This window comes from Acinetobacter sp. IK23, assembly GCF_035615275.1.
In the GTDB taxonomy this organism is placed as follows: domain Bacteria; phylum Pseudomonadota; class Gammaproteobacteria; order Pseudomonadales; family Moraxellaceae; genus Acinetobacter; species Acinetobacter seifertii.
In genome coordinates this window covers 240,494-259,554 of the sequence record NZ_JANBNX010000001.1, presented here as the reverse complement: position 1 = coordinate 259,554, position 19,061 = coordinate 240,494, and the positions used below count along the sequence as shown (strand labels likewise).

Sequence of the window (19,061 nt, the reverse complement as noted above, 5' to 3'; positions counted from 1 at the left end):
AATCATAATATTTGCAAATTCTGTCGTTAATTTACCCGAACGGCATTGTAATTCGGACGTAAGCTTTTTATTATTGCCCGCTTGTTTTTCATCTTGCCTTGGGAATACAACTTTGAGTGATTTTCTAAGTGAACATCTGATCTATCGTGATGATGATTTTATGGTGATTCATAAACCTTCGGACATTTTGAGTGTGCCAGGGAAAGGTGATTTACATGACAGCGTTTTGACAAGACTGGTGGCAATTGAACCACGAACTTTGCTCATCCATCGCCTTGACCGCGATACCTCGGGTATTTTGGTTTTTGGGTTATCTAAGCGTGGACAAAGTGCGATTGCACGCCAATTTCAAGACCGTCAAACCTCGAAAATATATGAAGCGTTAGTCGCAGGCCACCTAGACGGTGAAGGGACAGTCGATATTCCAGTAGTCTATGACCCGAGTCGACCACCGTTGCATATTGTCGATGCTTCTCATAACAAACCTGCTTTAACACACTGGCAGGCGATTGAACATTTCCAGATTCAGGGACAACCGGTTACGCGTGTCAAATTAACACCGATTACCGGGCGTTCTCATCAACTCCGTGTACACATGCAATATCTGGGACATCCGATTGTAGGTGATACATTGTATGCAACACCGGAACAATTACTTGTTCCTCGTCTGTGCTTGCATGCTAAACAGTTAAGCTTTAATCACCCTGTGACAGGGGAATCATTAACGTTTAACTGTCCTGTACCGTTTTAATGTAAAAACTTTCAATGAGTAATTTTTGTAGCGAAACAATTTAATTGGTTTCTGCTGCAAAATTTTGCTTTAAAGACTACATAAAAAGATGCAAAAATAAGCTAATTTGCATCGTACAATATGTAGTGCGAACTTGAGAAAAAGGTGGAAAAATTGCAGCAGTATGCTATTGGTCAACGTTGGCTATCAGATACAGAGACTGAGCTCGGTTTAGGCGTTCTTATTGATGTAGATGAAAGATCTGTCAGCATTTTATTCCCCAAAAGTGATGAAACGCGTGTCTATGCACGTAACAATGCGCCGTTGTCTCGCATCATCTTCAACAAAAATGATGAAGTTCAAGATCAAGAAGGCCAGAAGTGGATTGTTGAGACTGTTGAAGACCGCCATGGTGTTTTGCGTTATAACGTTGTTCGTACTTTAGAAAATGGCGAACAAGAACGTAAAGCGCTCAATGAAACTCGTATTGGTGCACAAATTCAGTTATCAAAACCCTTAGATCGTTTACTGGCAAGCCAGATCGATTATAAAGAATGGTATGACCTACGCATTGAAGCCATGCTCATGCAATCGCAAATGCAAACCAGTCCTTTACGTGGCTTGGTTGGTGCGCGTGTAGGTTTAATCCCACATCAACTCTATATTGCACATGAAGTCGGTAAACGTTTCGCACCACGTGTTTTACTTGCCGATGAAGTAGGTTTAGGTAAAACAATTGAAGCTGGTTTAATTATCCACCAACAGCTTAAAACTGGCCGCTCTGAACGTATCCTCATTTTAGTCCCTGATTCATTACAATATCAGTGGATGATTGAAATGCGTCGCCGTTTCAACTTGCAATTTTCTCTGTTCGATTTAACCCGTACTGCGTCTATTAAAGAACATGATCCAGAGCTTAACCCGTTCTTGACTGAGCAATGCATTATTGCCAGCGTAGACTTGATGGTTGACCATGACGACTTGCGTGAGCAAGCATTAGAAGCTGGTTTCGATTTGCTTGTAGTCGATGAAGCGCATCACTTAATGTGGAGTGAAGAAGAAGGCGGCAACGATCGTTACGACTTGGTTGAAGAGCTTGCTGAAAACACGGCTGGTGTATTGTTGCTTACAGCAACACCTGAACAGCTTGGTGTAGAAAGTCACTTTGCACGCTTACGTTTGTTAGACCCTCAGCGTTTTAGCAGTTTAGAACGTTTCTTAGATGAAGAAGCGCAATATCAGCAAACTGCTCAAGTTGCAGAAGTACTTATGTCGGATGAACCTTTAACTCAAGAGCATTTAACTGCTTTAGAAGGTTTGTTGGGTCATTCAATTGAAGATCAGCCTGAGCAACGTTTCAGAGCGATTCATGAGTTGTTAGATCGTCACGGTACAGGTCGTATTTTATTCCGTAATACGCGTGAAGCGATTCAAGGCTTCCCAGGCCGTGATTGTCAACCAGCACCTTTGCCAGCGCCAGAAGATTGGTCAAAAGACGGTAAATTACGTGAGCAAATGTGGCCAGAAGAAGCACAACTTGATGGTTCATGGATGCAAAATGACCCACGTGTGCCATGGTTAATGGAAATCTTGCGTAAAGAACTTAAGCACAAAAAAGTTCTTTTAATTGCTCGTAGTGGTCCTGTTGTTGAATCTTTAGAAAGTGTACTTCGTTTGCATGCTGGTATTCGTACTGCAATGTTCCATGAAGGCATGAGTCTACTTGAGCGTGACCAAGCGGCTGCTTACTTTGCAGAAGAAAGCTATGGTGCTCAAATTCTACTATGTTCTGAAATTGGTTCAGAAGGCCGTAACTTCCAGTTTGCAAGTGATCTGATTTTATTTGATTTGCCTGCAAACCCTGATGTTTTAGAACAACGTATCGGTCGTTTAGACCGTATTGGTCAAGAAAACCGTATCCAAATTCATGTACCTTACTTAATGGGCACTGCTCAAGAGCGTATGTTCCGTTGGTACAACGAAGCGTTGAATATTTTCAGCAATATTTCTCCGACAGCTCAAACGCTGCAAGAAAACTTTATTGTTGAATTAAAAGACTGCTTACTTTCAGACCAAGGTCAAACCTTTGAAGATTTACTCGAAGAAGTAAATGTTCAACGTCAAGCTTTAGAAACAGAGTTACAAGCTGGTCGAGACCGCTTGCTTGAATACAACTCATGTCGTCCTATCGTTGCACAAGAAATTGTTCAAGCTTTAGAAGACTACGATGACAACACAACATTACCTATGTTTGTGAAGCGTTTTATGTCTTCAACTAATATTGATTTTGATGAGCAAAGTAACGGTACTGTTATTATTCGTCCGACAGACCAAATGCAAGTGCAAGGTTTGGCATTAGACGAAGAAGGCATGACTGCGACGTTCTATCGTGATCAGGCGCAAATGCGTGAAGATGCTCAATATCTGACTTTAGAACATCCGTTCATTGAAAGTGTCATGGAAATGATCCGTACACAATCATTTGGCAGTACTAATGTTGCTGTTCTTAAGTCAAACGCATTAAAGCAAGGTTCTGTATTACTTGAAGTTTGGTTTAAAGTTGATGTAGTTGCACCAAAATCTTTGAACTTGCCATCAAGCTTACCGAAACAGCTCATTCGCGTGTTGTTAAGTGAAAATGGTCAGGACTTATCTGAAAAGATTGATCCAACCATTTTAAAACCATATTTGCATCATTTAGATGGCAATAGCTGTCGCCAAGTCGTTAAAGCTCGCCGTGAAGTGATTGAAGAGCGCTATAGACAAGCGCTTGATATTGCTAAAGTCGGCTTGCCACAGCTTCAACAGCAGGCAAAAGAGCATTATGGTAATAAATGGCAATACGAGATTGACCGTTTAACGTATTTGAAACAGTTCAACCCAAGTATTCGTCAAGACGAAATTGAGCGCTTACAGAAGTTGCAAAAAGAAGGCTTGAGCTTACTCGATGGCTTAACAGTAACTCCGGAAGCAATTCAGGTACTTGTTGTTGTTAAACCATAAACCATAAATCATAAGTCATAAAAAAGCGCCTTTAAGGCGCTTTTTTATTGAATAAATTTTAATTAAATCATTCTGGCATCTTTCAATTCTAATTTTAAATAGGCATAAAAGATTGGGGCTGCAATCAGGCCACCTAAACCAAAAATTGACTCAAAAATTAACATTGCCAATAAAATTTCCCATGCATTGGCATTAATTTTATGTCCAATAATTTTGGCATTAATAAAATATTCTAACTTATGTACTAATACGAGATAGAGCAGAGCAACACCTGCTAAACCCAGTGAAACCGTAAGCGCAGCAATAAAGGTAAGCGTATTTGAAATTAAGTTGCCTAAAATCGGAATTAAACCAAACAAGAAAGTAAGAATAGTTAATGTTTTAGCAAAAGGCAGATGAACACCCCAAATCGGCAATATTACAAACGCAAATAATATAAAGAGCAGCGTATTAATTGCCGAAATTTTAATTTGGGCAAAAACGACATTTCTAAAAGAAATTGATAACTTTTGAATACGTTGAATGAGTAAAGACTTAAATACAGGCTGTGGTGTACGACGGTGAAAGCCATGAATCGCCACCAAAATACCAATAATGAGGCCCATAATCATCGTTACAAAGTTATGTAAGATATCGGAACTGGCATTTTTTAATGTCGTCACGTTATCTTTCATAAACGCAAAAATTTCATCTTTTAGTTCTGTAACACTATCTGGAATATAACCTGGAAGATATTTGCCAATTTCAGTTTGTAAGTGTAATAGCGTTTGATCAACTTTATTGTTGATATTATGGATACCTACACCTTTTAAGTCATAAACGACAAAGCTAATTAAACTTGTAATGAAAAAGGCGATGAGTGAAACCGTGATAATACTCAGTAAAATACTAATAAAAATGCGGGCTCTTTGACCATCAATATAACGTTCAACAATAGAGCTTAAACTAATAATAATTTCATAAATGAGAAAGCCAGCAAAAAAGCTTGCTAAGAGATGCAAGGGGATAACCGAAAGCAAAAAAATGCCCATCAGAATATAGCTTGCAATCAGGCTTTGACGATTACTCAAACTTTGCATGTGAATCCCTAAATATCGTGGGGAAATATGGGTATATATTGCTAGAATAATAATTACTTATACTCTTGCATGTTGGTTGCTTCAATCTGTGAATTATATTTTTATCAAGAAATAAGTATGTCTGTATAAAAAATGGCTTGTACAATTACAAACCATTTTGTGCTGATCTTATCGTATCTTTGCTTCGTCTAGATGACGAGCACCTTCTAAAATCATTCTGATCATGATCATGGTTTGTTCAGCGACTTCCGCACGTTGATGAACTGGAAGATCAATCACCTTAGCACCCATATGAAATACAAGTTGCGTAATTGCTTTTGCAACAAGCTCAGGATGATATAGGTGATTGTTATTTAAACGCTCTAGACGGATTAAATCTTCTTGTAGTTCTTGTTGGAAGAAATTGAGTTGGCGGTCTACCGCAGCTTTATAAGAAGCTGAACCTGTAAAGCCTTCGCGTAACAATAGACTTAAATTACCTTCGTCTGCATCAAGCTGTTGAAGAAAAATTTCTACAGAACTACGAATAATGCTGTCTTGGAAAGAGGCACGTAAACGAGCCTGACGAATAATTTTACGTAATACGATACCTGCGCGGTCAATCAGTGAAATGGCTAATTCATCAATATCTTTAAAGTGACGATAAAAGCTATTTGGTGCAATACCAGCTTCCCGTGCGACTTCACGTAAACTTAATGAGGCGATACTTTTTTGAGGACCGATCAGGTTAAGAGCGGCCTGAAAAAGTTCGTCTTTCGTAATCGTCGCTTTTCTTCCAACAGAACGCGTTGCTGTTTTTATTTCAATGACATCTTGTGAAGAGGCTGTGTCATTTTGGCTCTGAGAAAGTGAGGTTTGGGTCATGCTTTTCAATATGTTCTTAAACTGTCTGGATTATAGCGTTAGACAGGTAACTTGTGAAATTGTAATTAAAAGTACGGGTGTATATACAAATATATATACATGTGTATAATAATTAAAAAAGAGCGACAGAGCCCTCAGTTATGCAAGCAATCGAAAAGAGAAATTCTCTATTCAATTCATTAACACAAGCTGTATTTGATAAAAATATAGCGAGTTTCTGGCTACAAAAAATAAATCCTTTATGGTCTGTACAGCACGGACTAGTTCAAATTGTAAAAAAAGAATTCGTGGCTCATGACACTGTGAGCCTTACTCTAAAATGCAACCGTTTGGTCAAAACGGGCGCAGCAGGTCAGCATCATCCTGTTATTGTTGAAATTGCTGGCCGCCGTTACGAACGTACTTATAGCTTGACGCAAATCGATGCTGAGCACTTACGTTTAACAGTTAAAAAAGTTGCTGACGGTATTGTCAGTAACTGGTTTATTGCTGAAAGTAAAATTGGAGATATTTTTGAGCTTGGTCAACCTTATGGTGACATGCAACAAAATATTCAGACACCGAAATTAATTATGTTGGCTGCAGGCAGTGGTATTACACCAATGTTGAGTTTAATTACAGCAATTAAGCAAAGCCAGCAGTTAGAAAAAGTACAGGTTCAGCTTTTATATTGGGTAAAACAGCGCTCTGATGCTGCTTTTACAGAATATTTTGAGCAAGTGGCTGAACAAAACCCAAACTTTAGCTATCAGGTGTTCTATACACAAGAAACACCAAATGATGAGCGTTTAAATGCTGAACATATTGCGTTAGTTGATGATATTGAAAACAGCACAATCTATGCGTGTGGTCCATCGGGTTTTGTTGCCACTGTTGAAGAGCTTTTTGAACAAGCACCAGCCGTACTGACTGAAGCTTTTAGTTTAACTAATGAAAGTTCTGCAGATGATGTTGGTTATGTAAATGTCACATTAACCCAGTCTAATAAAGTGATTGCAATTCCTAAGGGACAATCGATTTTGGTGAGCCTTGAGCATGAAGGGCTTAAGCCAACACATGGTTGTCGTATGGGAATTTGCAATAAATGTGTTTGTAGTAAAGCGCAAGGTTCTACCCGTAATTTGCTAAACGGTAGTCAAAATACTGAACCAAGCCAGTTACTTAAGATTTGTGTCAACTCAGCACAATCCGATCTAGTTATTGATCTTTAAGAGAGAACTCTGATGAATATGCCAGTGAAAGTCGAATATTTTAAAAATCCTAAAAATCGCGATTTGACTCCAGCAGAGCTTGAAGCATTTGCAAAAGAGCTTGATCAGATCAAACAAGAAGTATTGGATGATTTGGGTGAAAAAGACGCTAAATATATTCGCCGTGTCTATGCCGCAGTTCGTTACAGTGGTCTTTTAGGTCGTGCTTGTCTATTTGCTGGATGGTTTCCGCCAGCATGGGTTTTAGGTACAGGTCTATTAGGTTTCTCTAAAATTATGGAGAACATGGAACTTGGTCATAACGTGATGCACGGTCAATATGACTGGATGAACGACCCTAAGTTTAATGGTCAAACTTATGAGTGGGACACAGTAGGTACATCTGATAACTGGCGCCAAACGCATAACTATAAGCATCATACCTATACCAATATTAAAGGTGTTGATGATGACATTGGGTATGGCTTGCTCCGTTTATTCCCAGAGCAACGTTGGAAACCAGGTTTTTTACTCCAACCTGTTTATAGCATTCCGTTTTGTTTATTGTTCCAGTGGGGCGTAGCAATTCAGAATCTTGAAATTGGTCGTGTTCTTTACAAACGTAAGACTAAAGCCAAATTTTTAGAAGAGTTAAAACCAGTTAATAAAAAAATTGGTAAACAACTTTTTAAAGACTATGTGTTCTTCCCATTAATTGCAGGGCCCGCAGCGTTGCCTGTATTTACTGGAAACCTAGTTGCAAATGGTCTGCGTAATATGTGGACATTTACGATTATTTTCTGTGGTCACTTTACAAAAGATGCAGAGGTATTTCCAAAGTCTGTTTTACAAGAAGAAAGCCGTGGACACTGGTATATGCGCCAAATTCGTGGTTCTTCAAACCTAAAAGGTTCAGAAGCATTACATATTTTAAGTGGACATTTGAGCCATCAGATTGAACATCATTTATTTCCTGATGTTCCAGCACGCCGTTATCGTCAAATGGCTCCAAAAGTTGAGGCTGTATGTGAAAAATATGGTATTAATTATAACAATGCGAGTCTGGTGAAACAGTTTGGACAGGTTGTAGGTCGTATCTTTAAATATGCTTTACCTTTTAAAAAATAAGTCAAAAAAGCCCTGAAATTTCAGGGCTTTTTTTATTTCTTTTTAGAAATCCACATTGTAATGACCGCATGAAATACTTTGTCTTTATGAGTATCGTAAACATCTACACTTACTAAATATTCTCCTGCTTTTTCCCAGTCATAATCAGCTTGTACAGGCGTCGCAATAGCGATGAGATCTGTTTCTGCCTTTTTTAAATATTCAACAGTCATACCTTTGGGAATCCAGCGGTGTGTGGAAGGGACGGTAACTTCTGTCATAGTCCCACCTGCGAGTTCTGCCATATTGCACATGGCAATTGCGTGGACTGTCCCAATGTGGTTAAGGACAGAGCGCTTCTTCTTAATAGAAATTTCGCAATAGTTCGGTTTTAACTCAATAAAAAGAGGGGAAATGCTACCGAAATAAGGCGCTTTTAGACATAGCATACGAGAGAATGTCCACTTTCCTTTAGGAAAAGCAGTCACTTTTTTCCAAAGTTCTAAGGTGGTTGCCATGATTTTCACTTCCTATAATTTTAAATACAGAATATTCTTCTGTTAAAGAATATAGTTCTGTTTACAAATAGACGTCAAGTCATTCAAAATATCTCCGATGACTGGTTAGAGAATACAAAATGGTATCTGCTCAAAACTTATTAGAACGTTTGTATCCCGGAAGAAGGGCTGCTTTAAAACGACAAATATTGTTAGATGCTTTAATATGTTTTTTAGAGCATGGCATAGAAACGACCAGTATCGAAATGATTCGTGCCAAATCAGAAACGAGTGTTGGAGCGATTTATCATCATTTTAAAAATAAAGAGGGTATCGTCGCGGCATTATTTTTTTCAGCTTTAGATGACCAAACGGTTCTAAGAGATGAATACTTAAAACAGGCCAAAACGCTACAAGACGTGGTATTTTCTTTAATTCATAGTTATGTGGACTGGGTAAGTGAGCAGCCTGAATTTGCAAGATTTTTAAATTCAGCACGTTTTAACATGATGAAAGGTGAAGAACACCAGCAGCTCGTCCAAAGAAATAAGAACAGAAACCAAAATATATTTAGCCAGATTGCAAATTTTGAAGAATTTAAAGCATTAAGTTTAATTCCAAATGAGCTTTTGCTTTCATTGGTGATTGGTTCTACAGAGAGCTATTGTCGTGCGTGGTTATCACAACGTGTAAAATCCAACCCTAAAGTTTACAAAGATGTGTTAGCTAAAGCAGCGTGGAGTTCATTGCAGGATTTGCGTTTAAAACCTTAATATTTAGCAATAAAAAACCGCATTCTTTATGCGGTTTTTTAGTTTGAAAGATAAATTATTTAAACTGGATTGAACCGTTTGCATTTACGGTAATTTTAGACTCACCAGCAGCCATGTCTTGAGCCGGTGCAGCTTCTGCCATAGCAAACTTAGCCATGCTGGCACGCATTACGGGTTGAGGGAAATAGTTGTTAGTGTTCAAGTTTAAATTGACCAATGTATATTGGTTTTTATTCCATGCTTGAGTCAACATTTGAGCACGTTGTTGGAAGTTTTTAGATGCTTCAACCATCAACTCATTTTCAACTTTTTTACGTTGTTCGTCAGAAACCGTAAAATTAATCGATTGAGTTTGGAAGTTTTGCTGCAATTCGTTCACTAACTGGCTAGCGGCTTTAAAATCTTTACTTTCAAGACGAATTTCTGCACGACCACGCCATTCTTTTAACTTATTGCTATCGTTATCGTAAATTGGATAAGTGCTTTGAGCACCAGTTTCCACTTTTACTTGCGGGTATTTACGGGAAGTTGCAAGCGCTTGATTCATTAACTGGTTAATCTGATTTGAAAGTTCAGCAGGCTGCTTGTTACTTTTTTCAATATACAAAGTGGCATGCATTTCATCGTTAGATACCTGACGAGAAGCTTCAGCTTGTACATTTACAATATTGTAGTGAAGGGCATTATCATCTTGGGCAAAAACCATAGGGCTGAGTACCGTACCAAGTAGAAGAGTAGATATTGCTAAAGTACGCATAAATTTATCCTTTAAAAATTAATATAAATTTAATTTTTTTCATTAAGAAATGTTAAACATAAGTTATGCATAACTTTGGCAGATTTTGTGGGGTATTTGTAATATTTAAATCAATTTTTTTAATTTTTGGTAAGAATAAAAACTATAAAAAATAAAAGCTTAAAATTAAAGTGTTTCAATGTAACTTAAAGAATCAAACTAATATAAAAAAAGAATATTTTCTTTAGGTTGTCACATAGTATGATGATAATTCATCATAACTATTGGGATAATACATATTTTCAATAAGATTAGATGAGTAAAGTACACAAAAGACGTTTTTTTTCTTGCAAAATTAGGTATCATCGCGCTCCTAGTTACAAGATATAAAATATGTGTCTTCGCTAGTTCTATAAAGCACCGAGTCAAAGGACCAAAAGTCACCAGACTTATTTCTTTCTACCCTTATCAGAGATGGTAATCCGATATGAGCGTTACTTCTGTCAACCCTGCCGACAATGCTACCAACGAATATTATTTGACTCGCCAAAGTCAGATGGAATCGAATGTTCGTAGCTATCCACGTAAATTACCGTTAGCGATAGCGAAAGCACAAGGCTGCTGGGTTACTGATGTTGAAGGTACACAGTACCTTGATTGTTTAGCTGGGGCAGGTACATTGGCTTTAGGTCATAATCATCCTGCGGTGATTCAAAGTATTCAAGACACATTGGCAAGTGGTTTGCCATTGCATACTTTAGACTTAACCACACCTTTAAAAGATGCGTTTACTGAAGCGTTGTTAGCATATTTACCAGGCGGTAAAGAAGAGTACTGCTTACAGTTCTGTGGTCCTGCTGGTGCAGACGCGACTGAAGCAGCGGTTAAACTTGCTAAGACTTACACTGGTCGTAGTTCAGTAATCAGTTTTTCTGGTGGTTATCATGGTATGACCCATGGTTCACTGGCAATGACTGGTAACTTAAGTGCGAAAAACTCGGTTAACGGTTTAATGCCAGGCGTACAATTCATGCCATATCCGCATGAATATCGCTGCCCACTTGGTTTGGGTGGTGAAGCTGGTGTTGATGCTTTAACTTACTATTTTGAAAACTTTATTGAAGATGTTGAAAGCGGTGTAACAAAACCTGCTGCTGTAATTCTTGAAGCAATTCAAGGTGAAGGCGGTGTTGTTACTGCTCCAGTAAAATGGTTGCAAAAAATCCGTGAAGTGACTGAAAAGCACAACATCGTTTTAATTTTAGACGAAGTTCAAGCTGGCTTTGCACGTTCAGGCAAAATGTTTGCGTTTGAACATGCAGGTATTGAACCTGATGTTGTTGTAATGTCTAAAGCAGTAGGTGGTGGTTTACCACTTGCAGTATTAGGTATTAAACGTAAATTTGATGCTTGGCAGCCTGCTGGTCACACCGGTACTTTCCGTGGTAACCAACTTGCTATGGGTACAGGCCTTGTCGTACTAAAAACGATTAGCGAACAAAATCTTGCTCAAAATGCGCAAGAACGTGGTGACTTCCTACAAGCTGAATTGAAAAAATTAGCTACTGAATTCCCATGTATCGGTAATGTACGTGGCCGCGGTTTAATGATTGGTGTTGAAATCGTTGACGAGCGTAAACCTGCTGACCGTATCGGTTCTCATCCTGCTGACTCTCAGTTAGCGGCTGCGATCCAGACTGCTTGCTTTAACAACAAGTTATTGCTTGAAAAAGGTGGTCGTAACGGTACAGTAATTCGTTTACTTTGCCCACTTATCATTACTCAAGAAGAGTGTGTGGAAGTAATTGCCCGCTTTAAGAAAGCAATTGCAGAAGCATTGGTTGCAGTACGAGGCGCGTAAGAATGGTGGATTTTGCAGAACATCGTAAAGCGTTACTCTGCAATGATGCACAATCCATTGCTGACTATGAGTCAGCAATGGGCGAAGCGGTAAAAGCCGTTTCAGCATGGTTGCAAAATGAAAAAATGTACACAGGCGGTAGCATCAAAGAATTGCGTTCAGCAATTTCTTTCCAGCCTTCAAAAGAAGGTATGGGTGTACAAGAATCACTTCAACGTATGATTGAGCTTTTCTTAAATAAAAGCTTGAAAGTACACCATCCACATTCATTAGCGCATTTACACTGCCCAACTATGGTGATGAGCCAGATTGCGGAAGTGTTAATCAATGCAACTAACCAGTCTATGGACTCATGGGATCAAAGCCCGGCAGGTTCATTAATGGAAGTTCAGTTGATTGATTGGTTGCGTCAAAAAGTAGGTTATGGTTCTGGTCAGGCAGGTGTATTCACTTCTGGCGGTACTCAATCTAACTTGATGGGTGTTTTGCTTGCTCGTGACTGGTGCATCTCGAAAAACTGGAAAGACGAAAATGGTAATCCATGGTCTGTACAGCGTGATGGTATTCCAGCTGAAGCAATGAAAAACGTCAAAGTTATTTGTTCTGAAAATGCGCATTTCTCTGTGCAAAAGAACATGGCAATGATGGGCATGGGCTTCCAGTCAGTTGTGACTGTTCCTGTGAATGAAAATGCTCAGATGGATGTTGATGCTCTCGAAAAAACGATGGCGCATCTTCAAGCTGAAGGCAAAGTTGTTGCTTGTGTTGTTGCGACAGCCGGTACAACTGATGCTGGTGCAATTGATCCATTGAAGAAAATTCGTGAAATCACAACGAAATATGGTTCATGGATGCACATCGATGCTGCGTGGGGCGGTGCACTGATTTTGTCAAATGACTATCGTGCAATGCTTGATGGTATTGAGTTGTCTGACTCGATTACCCTCGACTTCCATAAGCATTACTTCCAAAGCATTAGCTGTGGCGCGTTCTTGTTGAAAGACGAAGCGAACTATCGTTTCATGCATTATGAAGCTGAATACTTGAACTCTGCTTATGACGAAGAACATGGTGTACCAAACCTTGTATCTAAGTCATTACAAACGACTCGTCGTTTTGATGCATTAAAATTGTGGATGACAATTGAATCACTAGGTGAAGACCTATATGGTTCAATGATTGACCATGGTGTAAAACTGACTCGTGAAGTTGCAGATTACATCAAGGCAACTGAAGGTTTAGAACTTTTAGTTGAACCACAATTTGCTTCGGTATTGTTCCGTGTTGTGCCACAAGGCTACCCAGTTGAGTTTATCGATAGCTTGAACCAAAACGTAGCAGACGAATTGTTTGCACGTGGCGAAGCAAATATCGGTGTAACAAAAGTGGGTGATGTACAGTCATTGAAAATGACAACATTAAGCCCTGTTGTGACATTTGAAAATGTTAAAAACCTTTTAGGTCAAGTATTGGCTGAAGCTGACCGCATTAAAGATGCAATTGCTTCTGGTAACTATGTACCACCAATCGACTAATTGAGTTGATAACAAAAAAAGCTCGGTTTATTGCCGGGCTTTTTTATTACATATTATTTTTATTTAAAGTGTGCATCACAAGAGATTGATATGCACAAAACATGCATATTTTCAAAAAACAAAAATAATTATGCATGATTTATGGGGAGCAAATTTCTTATTGTATTGGTATGTTACCGATATTTTGGGTCGCATTGATATATCAATATCGTACTTACTTTAAATAATCCCGCTTTAACTGAAAAAAGTAAGTGGCTGTAATTACAATTAAGACAAGGAAGAAGAAATGCAACAAGCGAATATGCTCAATGAATTTAAACTCATTATTGGCGGTCAACTTTGTTCAGGTGAGCAAGGTGAACTAGAAATTCTAAACCCTGCTACTGGCTTAACTGCTGCACGTTGTGCAAAAGCATCAGTTGCACAGGTCAATCAGGCAGTGAGTGCAGCTAAACAGGCATCTAAAGCTTGGCAACAAGTCTCCCACGAAGAGCGTAAGTCAATCTTAAACAAGATTGCAGATGGCATTGAAAAGCACGCTGAAATGCTTGCAGAGTTGGTTGTACTTGAACAAGGTAAGCCACTCGCACTTGCGCAAATGGAAGTGCAGGGTGCAATTGGTTGGACGCGGTATGCGGCTGCTATGGATTTACCTGTAGAAGTCATTGAAGACAGTGAAACTAAGCGTATTGAGCGCCATCGCCAACCATTAGGTGTAGTGGCTTCAATTACACCATGGAACTGGCCACTCATGATTGCGGTTTGGCATATCATGCCTGCTTTACGCGCGGGTAACGTTGTTATTAGCAAACCTTCTGAATACACACCACTATCGACTTTACGTTTATGTGAAATCATTCAGCAAGAAGTTCCTGCTGGTGTTATTTCAATTGTGGTTGGTGCTGGTGAGATTGGCGAAGCGCTATCTTCTCATCCAGATGTACAAAAAGTCGTGTTTACGGGTTCAACTCGAACAGGCCAGCACATTATGGCTGGTGCAGCTCAGCAGTTAAAACACTTAACTTTAGAGTTGGGTGGTAATGATGCTGGTATTGTATTGTCAGATGCAAATATCGATGAAATTGCAGCCAAGATTTTTAACATGGCGTTCTTAAACGCTGGTCAAACATGTGCAGCCTTAAAGCGTCTATACGTGCATGAAAGCGAATATGAGGCTTTATCTCAAAAGTTAGCTGACATTGCCAATGCTCAAGTTGTAGGTGATGGTATGGCGTCTTCTACCACATTTGGCCCAGTACAAAACCAAATGCAATATAACAAAGTGAAAGCGCTTATTGCTGAAGCGATTGAACAAGGTGCAAAAGCACTTTCTGGACAACAACAGCTACCAGAGCAAGGCTACTTTATTGCGCCAACTATTTTGACTGAAGTTTCTGACTCTTGTCGCGTGGTGCAAGAGGAGCAGTTTGGTCCAGTATTGCCTATCTTAAAATATACAGATATCAATGATGCAATTGCTCGTGCCAATGACAGTGAGTTTGGTTTAGGTGGCTCAATTTGGTCTTCCGATATTAAAGCTGCTCAAACTTATGCTACTCAACTTCAATGCGGTACTGTTTGGATTAATACCCATGCAGAAGTCCTGCCTCATGCACCTTTTGGTGGCTGGAAAATGTCTGGTATAGGTGCCGAGTTTGGTTTGGAAGGTTTGCTTGAAAATACGATTGGGCAAACGGTTCATATCAGTAAAGTCTAAATATTAATTTTAAGGCGGATCTAGTATCCGCCTTTTATTTTCACTGATAAGGTAGGAAAGCTTGGCTTGCTTATTGGGAGTGATGATAGCTCATACTTTTAGGTTTGATTAAAAAATGATTCTGTTCTTTAATTTTTTTAAGAACAATGTAAGACTTTATGTGACCTATAAAATTATAAGAAAGTAACCTTTCAGTCACAAATTGAGAAAGCTGTTCTAAGTTTTCAGCAACAACTTTTAAAATAAAATCTGCATCACCACTAATTGAAAACGCATCTTGAATATTATCTTCGGCTTCAATCAATTCTTGAAAAGCTTGTTGTGACTTTGCCTCGTGTGTTCTTAAATTAATATGAATCATTGCCGTCACTTCCAGGCCTAGCGCCTGCTGCTGGATGCGCGCGGTATAACCTAAGATTATGCCTTTTTGCTCGAGTAACTGTCTTCTTCTAGAACATTGTGAAGCAGATAAACCGATTAAATCTCCTATTTCCTGATTGGTGAGCCGTCCATTCTTTTGTAGTGCTTGAATGATTTGCCAGTCGAACTTATCCATTGCATAAAATCCTTTTATGATACACAAATCATGTATTTTTATTAAAATGCGTTTTCATTATGCACGAAATCTAAAAGGTAGATGAAATATTATTTTTCTATGGAATAAAAATTGGTCTCAAAGGATATAGAGCAATGTTCATAGAAATCGGTGACTTTTTAAATCTTCGTTTAAAACAAATGGGTATCCAACATCTCTTTGGTGTACCTGGTGATTTTAACCTCTCATATCTAGAACAAGTTGAAGCAGACCCACAACTCGAATTTATTGGAAATTGTAATGAATTAAATGCTGCCTATGCAGCAGACGGTTATGCACGAATTAACGGTTTTTCTGCCTTGGCAACCACTTATGGTGTAGGTGACTTAAGTGCGATTAATGGTATTGCAGGTGCCTACGCAGAAAATGTACCTCTTATTCATATCTCAGGAATTCCACCGTTACATGCAGTTCAAAGGGGTACTCTCATACACCATACGCTTGTCGATGGTAACTATGACAATATTATGAACTGTATGAAAGAGTTTACAGTTGCCCAAACTCGTTTAACTCCAGCAAATGCAGCCTTTGAAATTGACCGTGTATTACGTCAGTGTTTCCTTGAACGCCGTCCTGTACACATTCAACTACCAGGCGATATTACCCACGTTAAAATTGAAGTATCTGAGCGTCCGCTCGACTTAAGCTACCCAGCTGTTGAACCTGAATTATTACAAACTGTGGTAAAAAAACTCTGTGACATTATTGAGAATGCTCAAAGCCCAGCACTTCTTATTGATAATGAAGCTTCAGTTTTTGGTGTAACGTCGCTTTTAAATGATTTATCTCAAAAATGCTCGATTCCATTTGCAGGTATGAATACTGCAAAAAATATTATGGATGAAGGCTCACCTCGTTATATCGGGACTTATGTGGGTGGGGCAAGCCAACCGCATGTGAAAAATATCATTGAGCAATCTGACTGTTTGATTGGTATTGGTGCACGTTTTACCGATGTGGGGTCAGCTGTATTTACTCATCAAATTGAAACCAAGAACTACATCGAAATTAAATCTTATGGCCTAAATATTTTTGGTCAGGATTTTCCAGGTATTGAGATTGGACAATTACTTGTTGAGCTAAATAAAAAAGTTGCGCCACGTAAATCATCAACACCTCTTCTCGAAAAACATCCTCAGAAAGTAGTTGAAGCTCCAGCTCAACAAAAACTAAGCCAAGATGTGCTTTGGAATTATATTTCAGGATTCTTAAAAGAAGATGATGTGATTATTGGTGAAGTCGGGACATCAAACTCTGCTTTGTCGGGTATAAAGCTGCCTGCTACAGCTAAATATATTGCACAGCCGCTTTGGGGTTCTATTGGTTACACATTACCAGCTTTGCTTGGTAGTTTGTTGGCTGCCCCTGAACGCCGTCAAATTTTGTTTATTGGCGATGGTTCTTTCCAGCTTACGGTACAAGAGCTTTCTACCATTATCCGTCACGGTTTAAAACCAATTATTTTCTTGTTGAACAATGGCGGCTACACCATTGAGCGCTTAATTATGGGTGAAAATGCTGCCTATAACGACGTGCAAAACTGGAAATACACTGAAATTCCAGCGGTATTTAACGGTAAAAAAGGCCATACCACTTATGTGGTTGAAACAGCAGGGCAGCTAAAGAGCGTTTTAGACAATGTTCATTTAAATGACCAGTTAACTTTTATTGAATTAAAACTACCTGCAATGGATGCACCTGTAAGTTTGAAAAAATTTGCTTCTGTGATTGCGCGTTTTGACTACGGCGATCGTGGCTACGAAATTTTAAAGGAGCGTTCCCAGCCAGTTAAATGTAAGGATGCAAGCTCGTTTTAAATAGAAGATAGGACAAGTCTTCTTAAAATTAAATGGACTCATATTAAAGCAACTTATGTCCGAAGGTCGGTTTCTGATCTTCGGATGTAGTGCTGAATAAAGGTGTACAGGAAGTGACACCAACATTGGAGATAATGTTATGGATGCAAACAATAAGCACGAGTTAAAACAAGGCTTATCCAATCGGCATATTCAACTCATCGCACTCGGAGGAGCGATCGGAACAGGGTTATTCTTAGGTCTTTCACAAACAATTAAATTGGCTGGTCCTTCAATTTTATTAGGATATGCAATTGCAGGAATTATTGCCTTTTTAATTATGCGCCATTTAGGTGAAATGGTTGTTGAAGAACCAGTGAGTGGTTCTTTTAGTTATTTTGCGAACAAGTATTGGGGCAAAATGGCTGGTTTTATGTCTGGTTGGAACTATTGGGTATTGTATGTACTAGTTAGTATGGCCGAACTGAGTGCTATTGGTACGTTTATCCAATTTTGGTGGCCCGAAATTCCGACATGGATGACTGCATTATTTTTCTTTATTTTAATTAACGGCATTAACTTGGTAAATGTCCGCTTTTTTGGGGAATCCGAGTTCTTATTTTCCTGCATTAAAATTGTTGCCATTTTAAGCATGATTGGCTTTGGTGCTTATTTATTATTTTCCGGTTCAGCAGGTCCGCAAGCAGGTGTTGCAAATTTATGGCAACACGGTGGTTTTTTCCCGCATGGTATTCATGGCTTTATTATGGCTTTGGCTGTCATTATGTTCGCATTTGGTGGCTTAGAGCTTATTGGTATTGCGGCTGCAGAAACCAAGAAACCAGAAACAACAATTCCAAAAGCAGTAAATCAAATTGTGTACCGCATCCTGATTTTTTATATCGGTGCAATTGGTATTCTTTTATGTCTTTACCCTTGGAATATGGTTGCAGAAGGTGGTAGCCCGTTTGTTTTAATTTTCCAGTCACTCAATAGTAATGGCGTGGCAAATGTTCTTAACTTTGTGGTCTTAATTGCTGCTATTTCGGTTTATAACAGCTGTATCTATTGTAATAGCCGCATGTTGCATGGTTTAGCAGAGCAGGGTAATGCTCCTGCAATTTTGAAGAAAGTGAACAGTCGTGGTATTCCAGTTCCGGCAGCGGTTGTTTCTGCATCAATCACAGCTGTATGTGTGGTAGTGAACTACTTAATTCCTGGTCAAGCGTTTCAGATCTTTATGATGTTGGTTGTGGCAGCACTTGTCATTAACTGGCTTATGATTTCAGTCACACATTTGAAATTTACCAAAGCAATGAAATTACAACGTCGCCAAACTAAGTTCCAAAGCATTATGAGTCCATGGAGTAATTATTTAACCATTAGCTTTGTATGCTTTATTCTTATTATTATGGCGATGACGCCAGATATGAGATTGGCTGTTATTTTAGGGCCTATTTGGTTGGCGGCTTTAGCTATCATGTATTTCTTGAAGTACCGTAAAAAAATGGTCGCAATGCCAGAAGTGCAATCAAACTAATAAGCTTAAATTTACAGTGATATTGCGGTTATCTGACA

At 38.9% G+C, this 19,061-nt stretch carries 15 protein-coding genes; 10 read left to right on the top strand and 5 right to left on the bottom strand.

Annotated elements, in window-relative coordinates:
• Positions 1 to 112: 112 nt before the first annotated feature.
• The gene (locus MSG95_RS01340) at positions 113 to 751 is read left to right on the top strand and encodes an RluA family pseudouridine synthase (protein ID WP_004700090.1); all 639 of its coding nucleotides are present in this window, start codon (positions 113 to 115) and stop codon (positions 749 to 751) included.
• A gap of 144 nt (positions 752 to 895) precedes the next feature.
• Positions 896 to 3,733: an RNA polymerase-associated protein RapA gene (gene rapA / locus MSG95_RS01335; RefSeq protein ID WP_004700092.1), complete on the top strand. Its 2,838-nt coding sequence runs from the start codon at positions 896 to 898 to the stop codon at positions 3,731 to 3,733.
• Positions 3,734 to 3,795: 62 nt separating this feature from the next.
• Here rapA and MSG95_RS01330 read toward each other — a convergent pair whose 3' ends face one another.
• The gene (locus tag MSG95_RS01330; protein ID WP_004700095.1) at positions 3,796 to 4,812 is read right to left on the bottom strand and encodes an AI-2E family transporter; all 1,017 of its coding nucleotides are present in this window, start codon (positions 4,810 to 4,812) and stop codon (positions 3,796 to 3,798) included.
• 168 nt (positions 4,813 to 4,980) lie between these two features.
• Complete coding sequence (fabR, locus tag MSG95_RS01325) at positions 4,981 to 5,676, bottom strand: HTH-type transcriptional repressor FabR (RefSeq protein WP_004700096.1); 696 nt, start codon at positions 5,674 to 5,676, stop codon at positions 4,981 to 4,983.
• Between the two features lie 140 nt (positions 5,677 to 5,816).
• Here fabR and MSG95_RS01320 point away from each other — a divergent pair, with 140 nt between their 5' ends.
• Both MSG95_RS01320 and MSG95_RS01315 read left to right on the top strand, forming a co-directional pair.
• Positions 5,817 to 6,887, top strand: coding sequence for a ferredoxin reductase (locus MSG95_RS01320; RefSeq protein WP_077164815.1), 1,071 nt, complete (start codon positions 5,817 to 5,819; stop codon positions 6,885 to 6,887).
• A 12-nt stretch (positions 6,888 to 6,899) separates the two neighbouring features.
• Positions 6,900 to 7,994 carry a fatty acid desaturase family protein gene (locus MSG95_RS01315; protein WP_004700103.1) on the top strand — a complete coding sequence of 365 codons (1,095 nt, stop codon included), beginning with the start codon at positions 6,900 to 6,902 and terminating at the stop codon, positions 7,992 to 7,994.
• Positions 7,995 to 8,026: 32 nt separating this feature from the next.
• Here the strand turns inward: MSG95_RS01315 and MSG95_RS01310 are convergent, their stop codons facing one another.
• On the bottom strand, positions 8,027 to 8,491 hold the full coding sequence (locus MSG95_RS01310; RefSeq protein ID WP_004700105.1) for a hotdog fold domain-containing protein: 465 nt from the start codon (positions 8,489 to 8,491) through the stop codon (positions 8,027 to 8,029).
• A gap of 119 nt (positions 8,492 to 8,610) precedes the next feature.
• Here MSG95_RS01310 and MSG95_RS01305 point away from each other — a divergent pair, with 119 nt between their 5' ends.
• Positions 8,611 to 9,243, top strand: coding sequence for a TetR/AcrR family transcriptional regulator (locus MSG95_RS01305; RefSeq protein WP_004700108.1), 633 nt, complete (start codon positions 8,611 to 8,613; stop codon positions 9,241 to 9,243).
• A 55-nt stretch (positions 9,244 to 9,298) separates the two neighbouring features.
• Here the strand turns inward: MSG95_RS01305 and MSG95_RS01300 are convergent, their stop codons facing one another.
• Positions 9,299 to 10,000 (bottom strand): SIMPL domain-containing protein, encoded by a 702-nt coding sequence (locus MSG95_RS01300; protein WP_004700109.1) that lies wholly within the window; start codon positions 9,998 to 10,000, stop codon positions 9,299 to 9,301.
• A 466-nt stretch (positions 10,001 to 10,466) separates the two neighbouring features.
• On the opposite strand from MSG95_RS01300, the gene MSG95_RS01295 reads away from it, so the two are divergent.
• From MSG95_RS01295 to MSG95_RS01285, 3 genes are all read left to right on the top strand, one after another.
• The gene (locus MSG95_RS01295) at positions 10,467 to 11,840 is read left to right on the top strand and encodes a diaminobutyrate--2-oxoglutarate transaminase (RefSeq protein WP_004700112.1); all 1,374 of its coding nucleotides are present in this window, start codon (positions 10,467 to 10,469) and stop codon (positions 11,838 to 11,840) included.
• Between the two features lie 2 nt (positions 11,841 to 11,842).
• Positions 11,843 to 13,375: a pyridoxal phosphate-dependent decarboxylase family protein gene (locus tag MSG95_RS01290; RefSeq protein WP_004700113.1), complete on the top strand. Its 1,533-nt coding sequence runs from the start codon at positions 11,843 to 11,845 to the stop codon at positions 13,373 to 13,375.
• Between the two features lie 286 nt (positions 13,376 to 13,661).
• The gene (locus MSG95_RS01285) at positions 13,662 to 15,092 is read left to right on the top strand and encodes an aldehyde dehydrogenase family protein (RefSeq protein ID WP_004700116.1); all 1,431 of its coding nucleotides are present in this window, start codon (positions 13,662 to 13,664) and stop codon (positions 15,090 to 15,092) included.
• A gap of 70 nt (positions 15,093 to 15,162) precedes the next feature.
• Here MSG95_RS01285 and MSG95_RS01280 read toward each other — a convergent pair whose 3' ends face one another.
• The gene (locus tag MSG95_RS01280; protein WP_004700117.1) at positions 15,163 to 15,648 is read right to left on the bottom strand and encodes an Lrp/AsnC family transcriptional regulator; all 486 of its coding nucleotides are present in this window, start codon (positions 15,646 to 15,648) and stop codon (positions 15,163 to 15,165) included.
• A gap of 134 nt (positions 15,649 to 15,782) precedes the next feature.
• Between MSG95_RS01280 and MSG95_RS01275 the strand changes: the two genes are divergently transcribed.
• Entirely contained in the window at positions 15,783 to 17,504 is a 1,722-nt protein-coding gene (locus tag MSG95_RS01275) for an alpha-keto acid decarboxylase family protein (protein ID WP_004700119.1), read from the top strand.
• Between the two features lie 139 nt (positions 17,505 to 17,643).
• The gene (locus MSG95_RS01270; protein ID WP_019457717.1) at positions 17,644 to 19,023 is read left to right on the top strand and encodes an amino acid permease; all 1,380 of its coding nucleotides are present in this window, start codon (positions 17,644 to 17,646) and stop codon (positions 19,021 to 19,023) included.
• Positions 19,024 to 19,061 lie beyond the last annotated feature (38 nt).

Bases quoted from the DNA above. Each gene is read 5' to 3' on its own strand.
- MSG95_RS01330 (WP_004700095.1), bottom strand. From the start codon at position 4,812: ATGCAAAGTTTGAGTAATCGTCAAAGCCTGATTGCAAGCTATATTCTG.
- fabR (WP_004700096.1), bottom strand. From the start codon at position 5,676: ATGACCCAAACCTCACTTTCTCAGAGCCAAAATGACACAGCCTCTTCA.
- MSG95_RS01320 (WP_077164815.1), top strand. From the start codon at position 5,817: ATGCAAGCAATCGAAAAGAGAAATTCTCTATTCAATTCATTAACACAA.
- MSG95_RS01315 (WP_004700103.1), top strand. From the start codon at position 6,900: ATGAATATGCCAGTGAAAGTCGAATATTTTAAAAATCCTAAAAATCGC.
- MSG95_RS01310 (WP_004700105.1), bottom strand. From the start codon at position 8,491: ATGGCAACCACCTTAGAACTTTGGAAAAAAGTGACTGCTTTTCCTAAA.
- MSG95_RS01305 (WP_004700108.1), top strand. From the start codon at position 8,611: ATGGTATCTGCTCAAAACTTATTAGAACGTTTGTATCCCGGAAGAAGG.
- MSG95_RS01300 (WP_004700109.1), bottom strand. From the start codon at position 10,000: ATGCGTACTTTAGCAATATCTACTCTTCTACTTGGTACGGTACTCAGC.
- MSG95_RS01295 (WP_004700112.1), top strand. From the start codon at position 10,467: ATGAGCGTTACTTCTGTCAACCCTGCCGACAATGCTACCAACGAATAT.
- MSG95_RS01290 (WP_004700113.1), top strand. From the start codon at position 11,843: ATGGTGGATTTTGCAGAACATCGTAAAGCGTTACTCTGCAATGATGCA.
- MSG95_RS01285 (WP_004700116.1), top strand. From the start codon at position 13,662: ATGCAACAAGCGAATATGCTCAATGAATTTAAACTCATTATTGGCGGT.
- MSG95_RS01280 (WP_004700117.1), bottom strand. From the start codon at position 15,648: ATGGATAAGTTCGACTGGCAAATCATTCAAGCACTACAAAAGAATGGA.
- MSG95_RS01275 (WP_004700119.1), top strand. From the start codon at position 15,783: ATGTTCATAGAAATCGGTGACTTTTTAAATCTTCGTTTAAAACAAATG.
- MSG95_RS01270 (WP_019457717.1), top strand. From the start codon at position 17,644: ATGGATGCAAACAATAAGCACGAGTTAAAACAAGGCTTATCCAATCGG.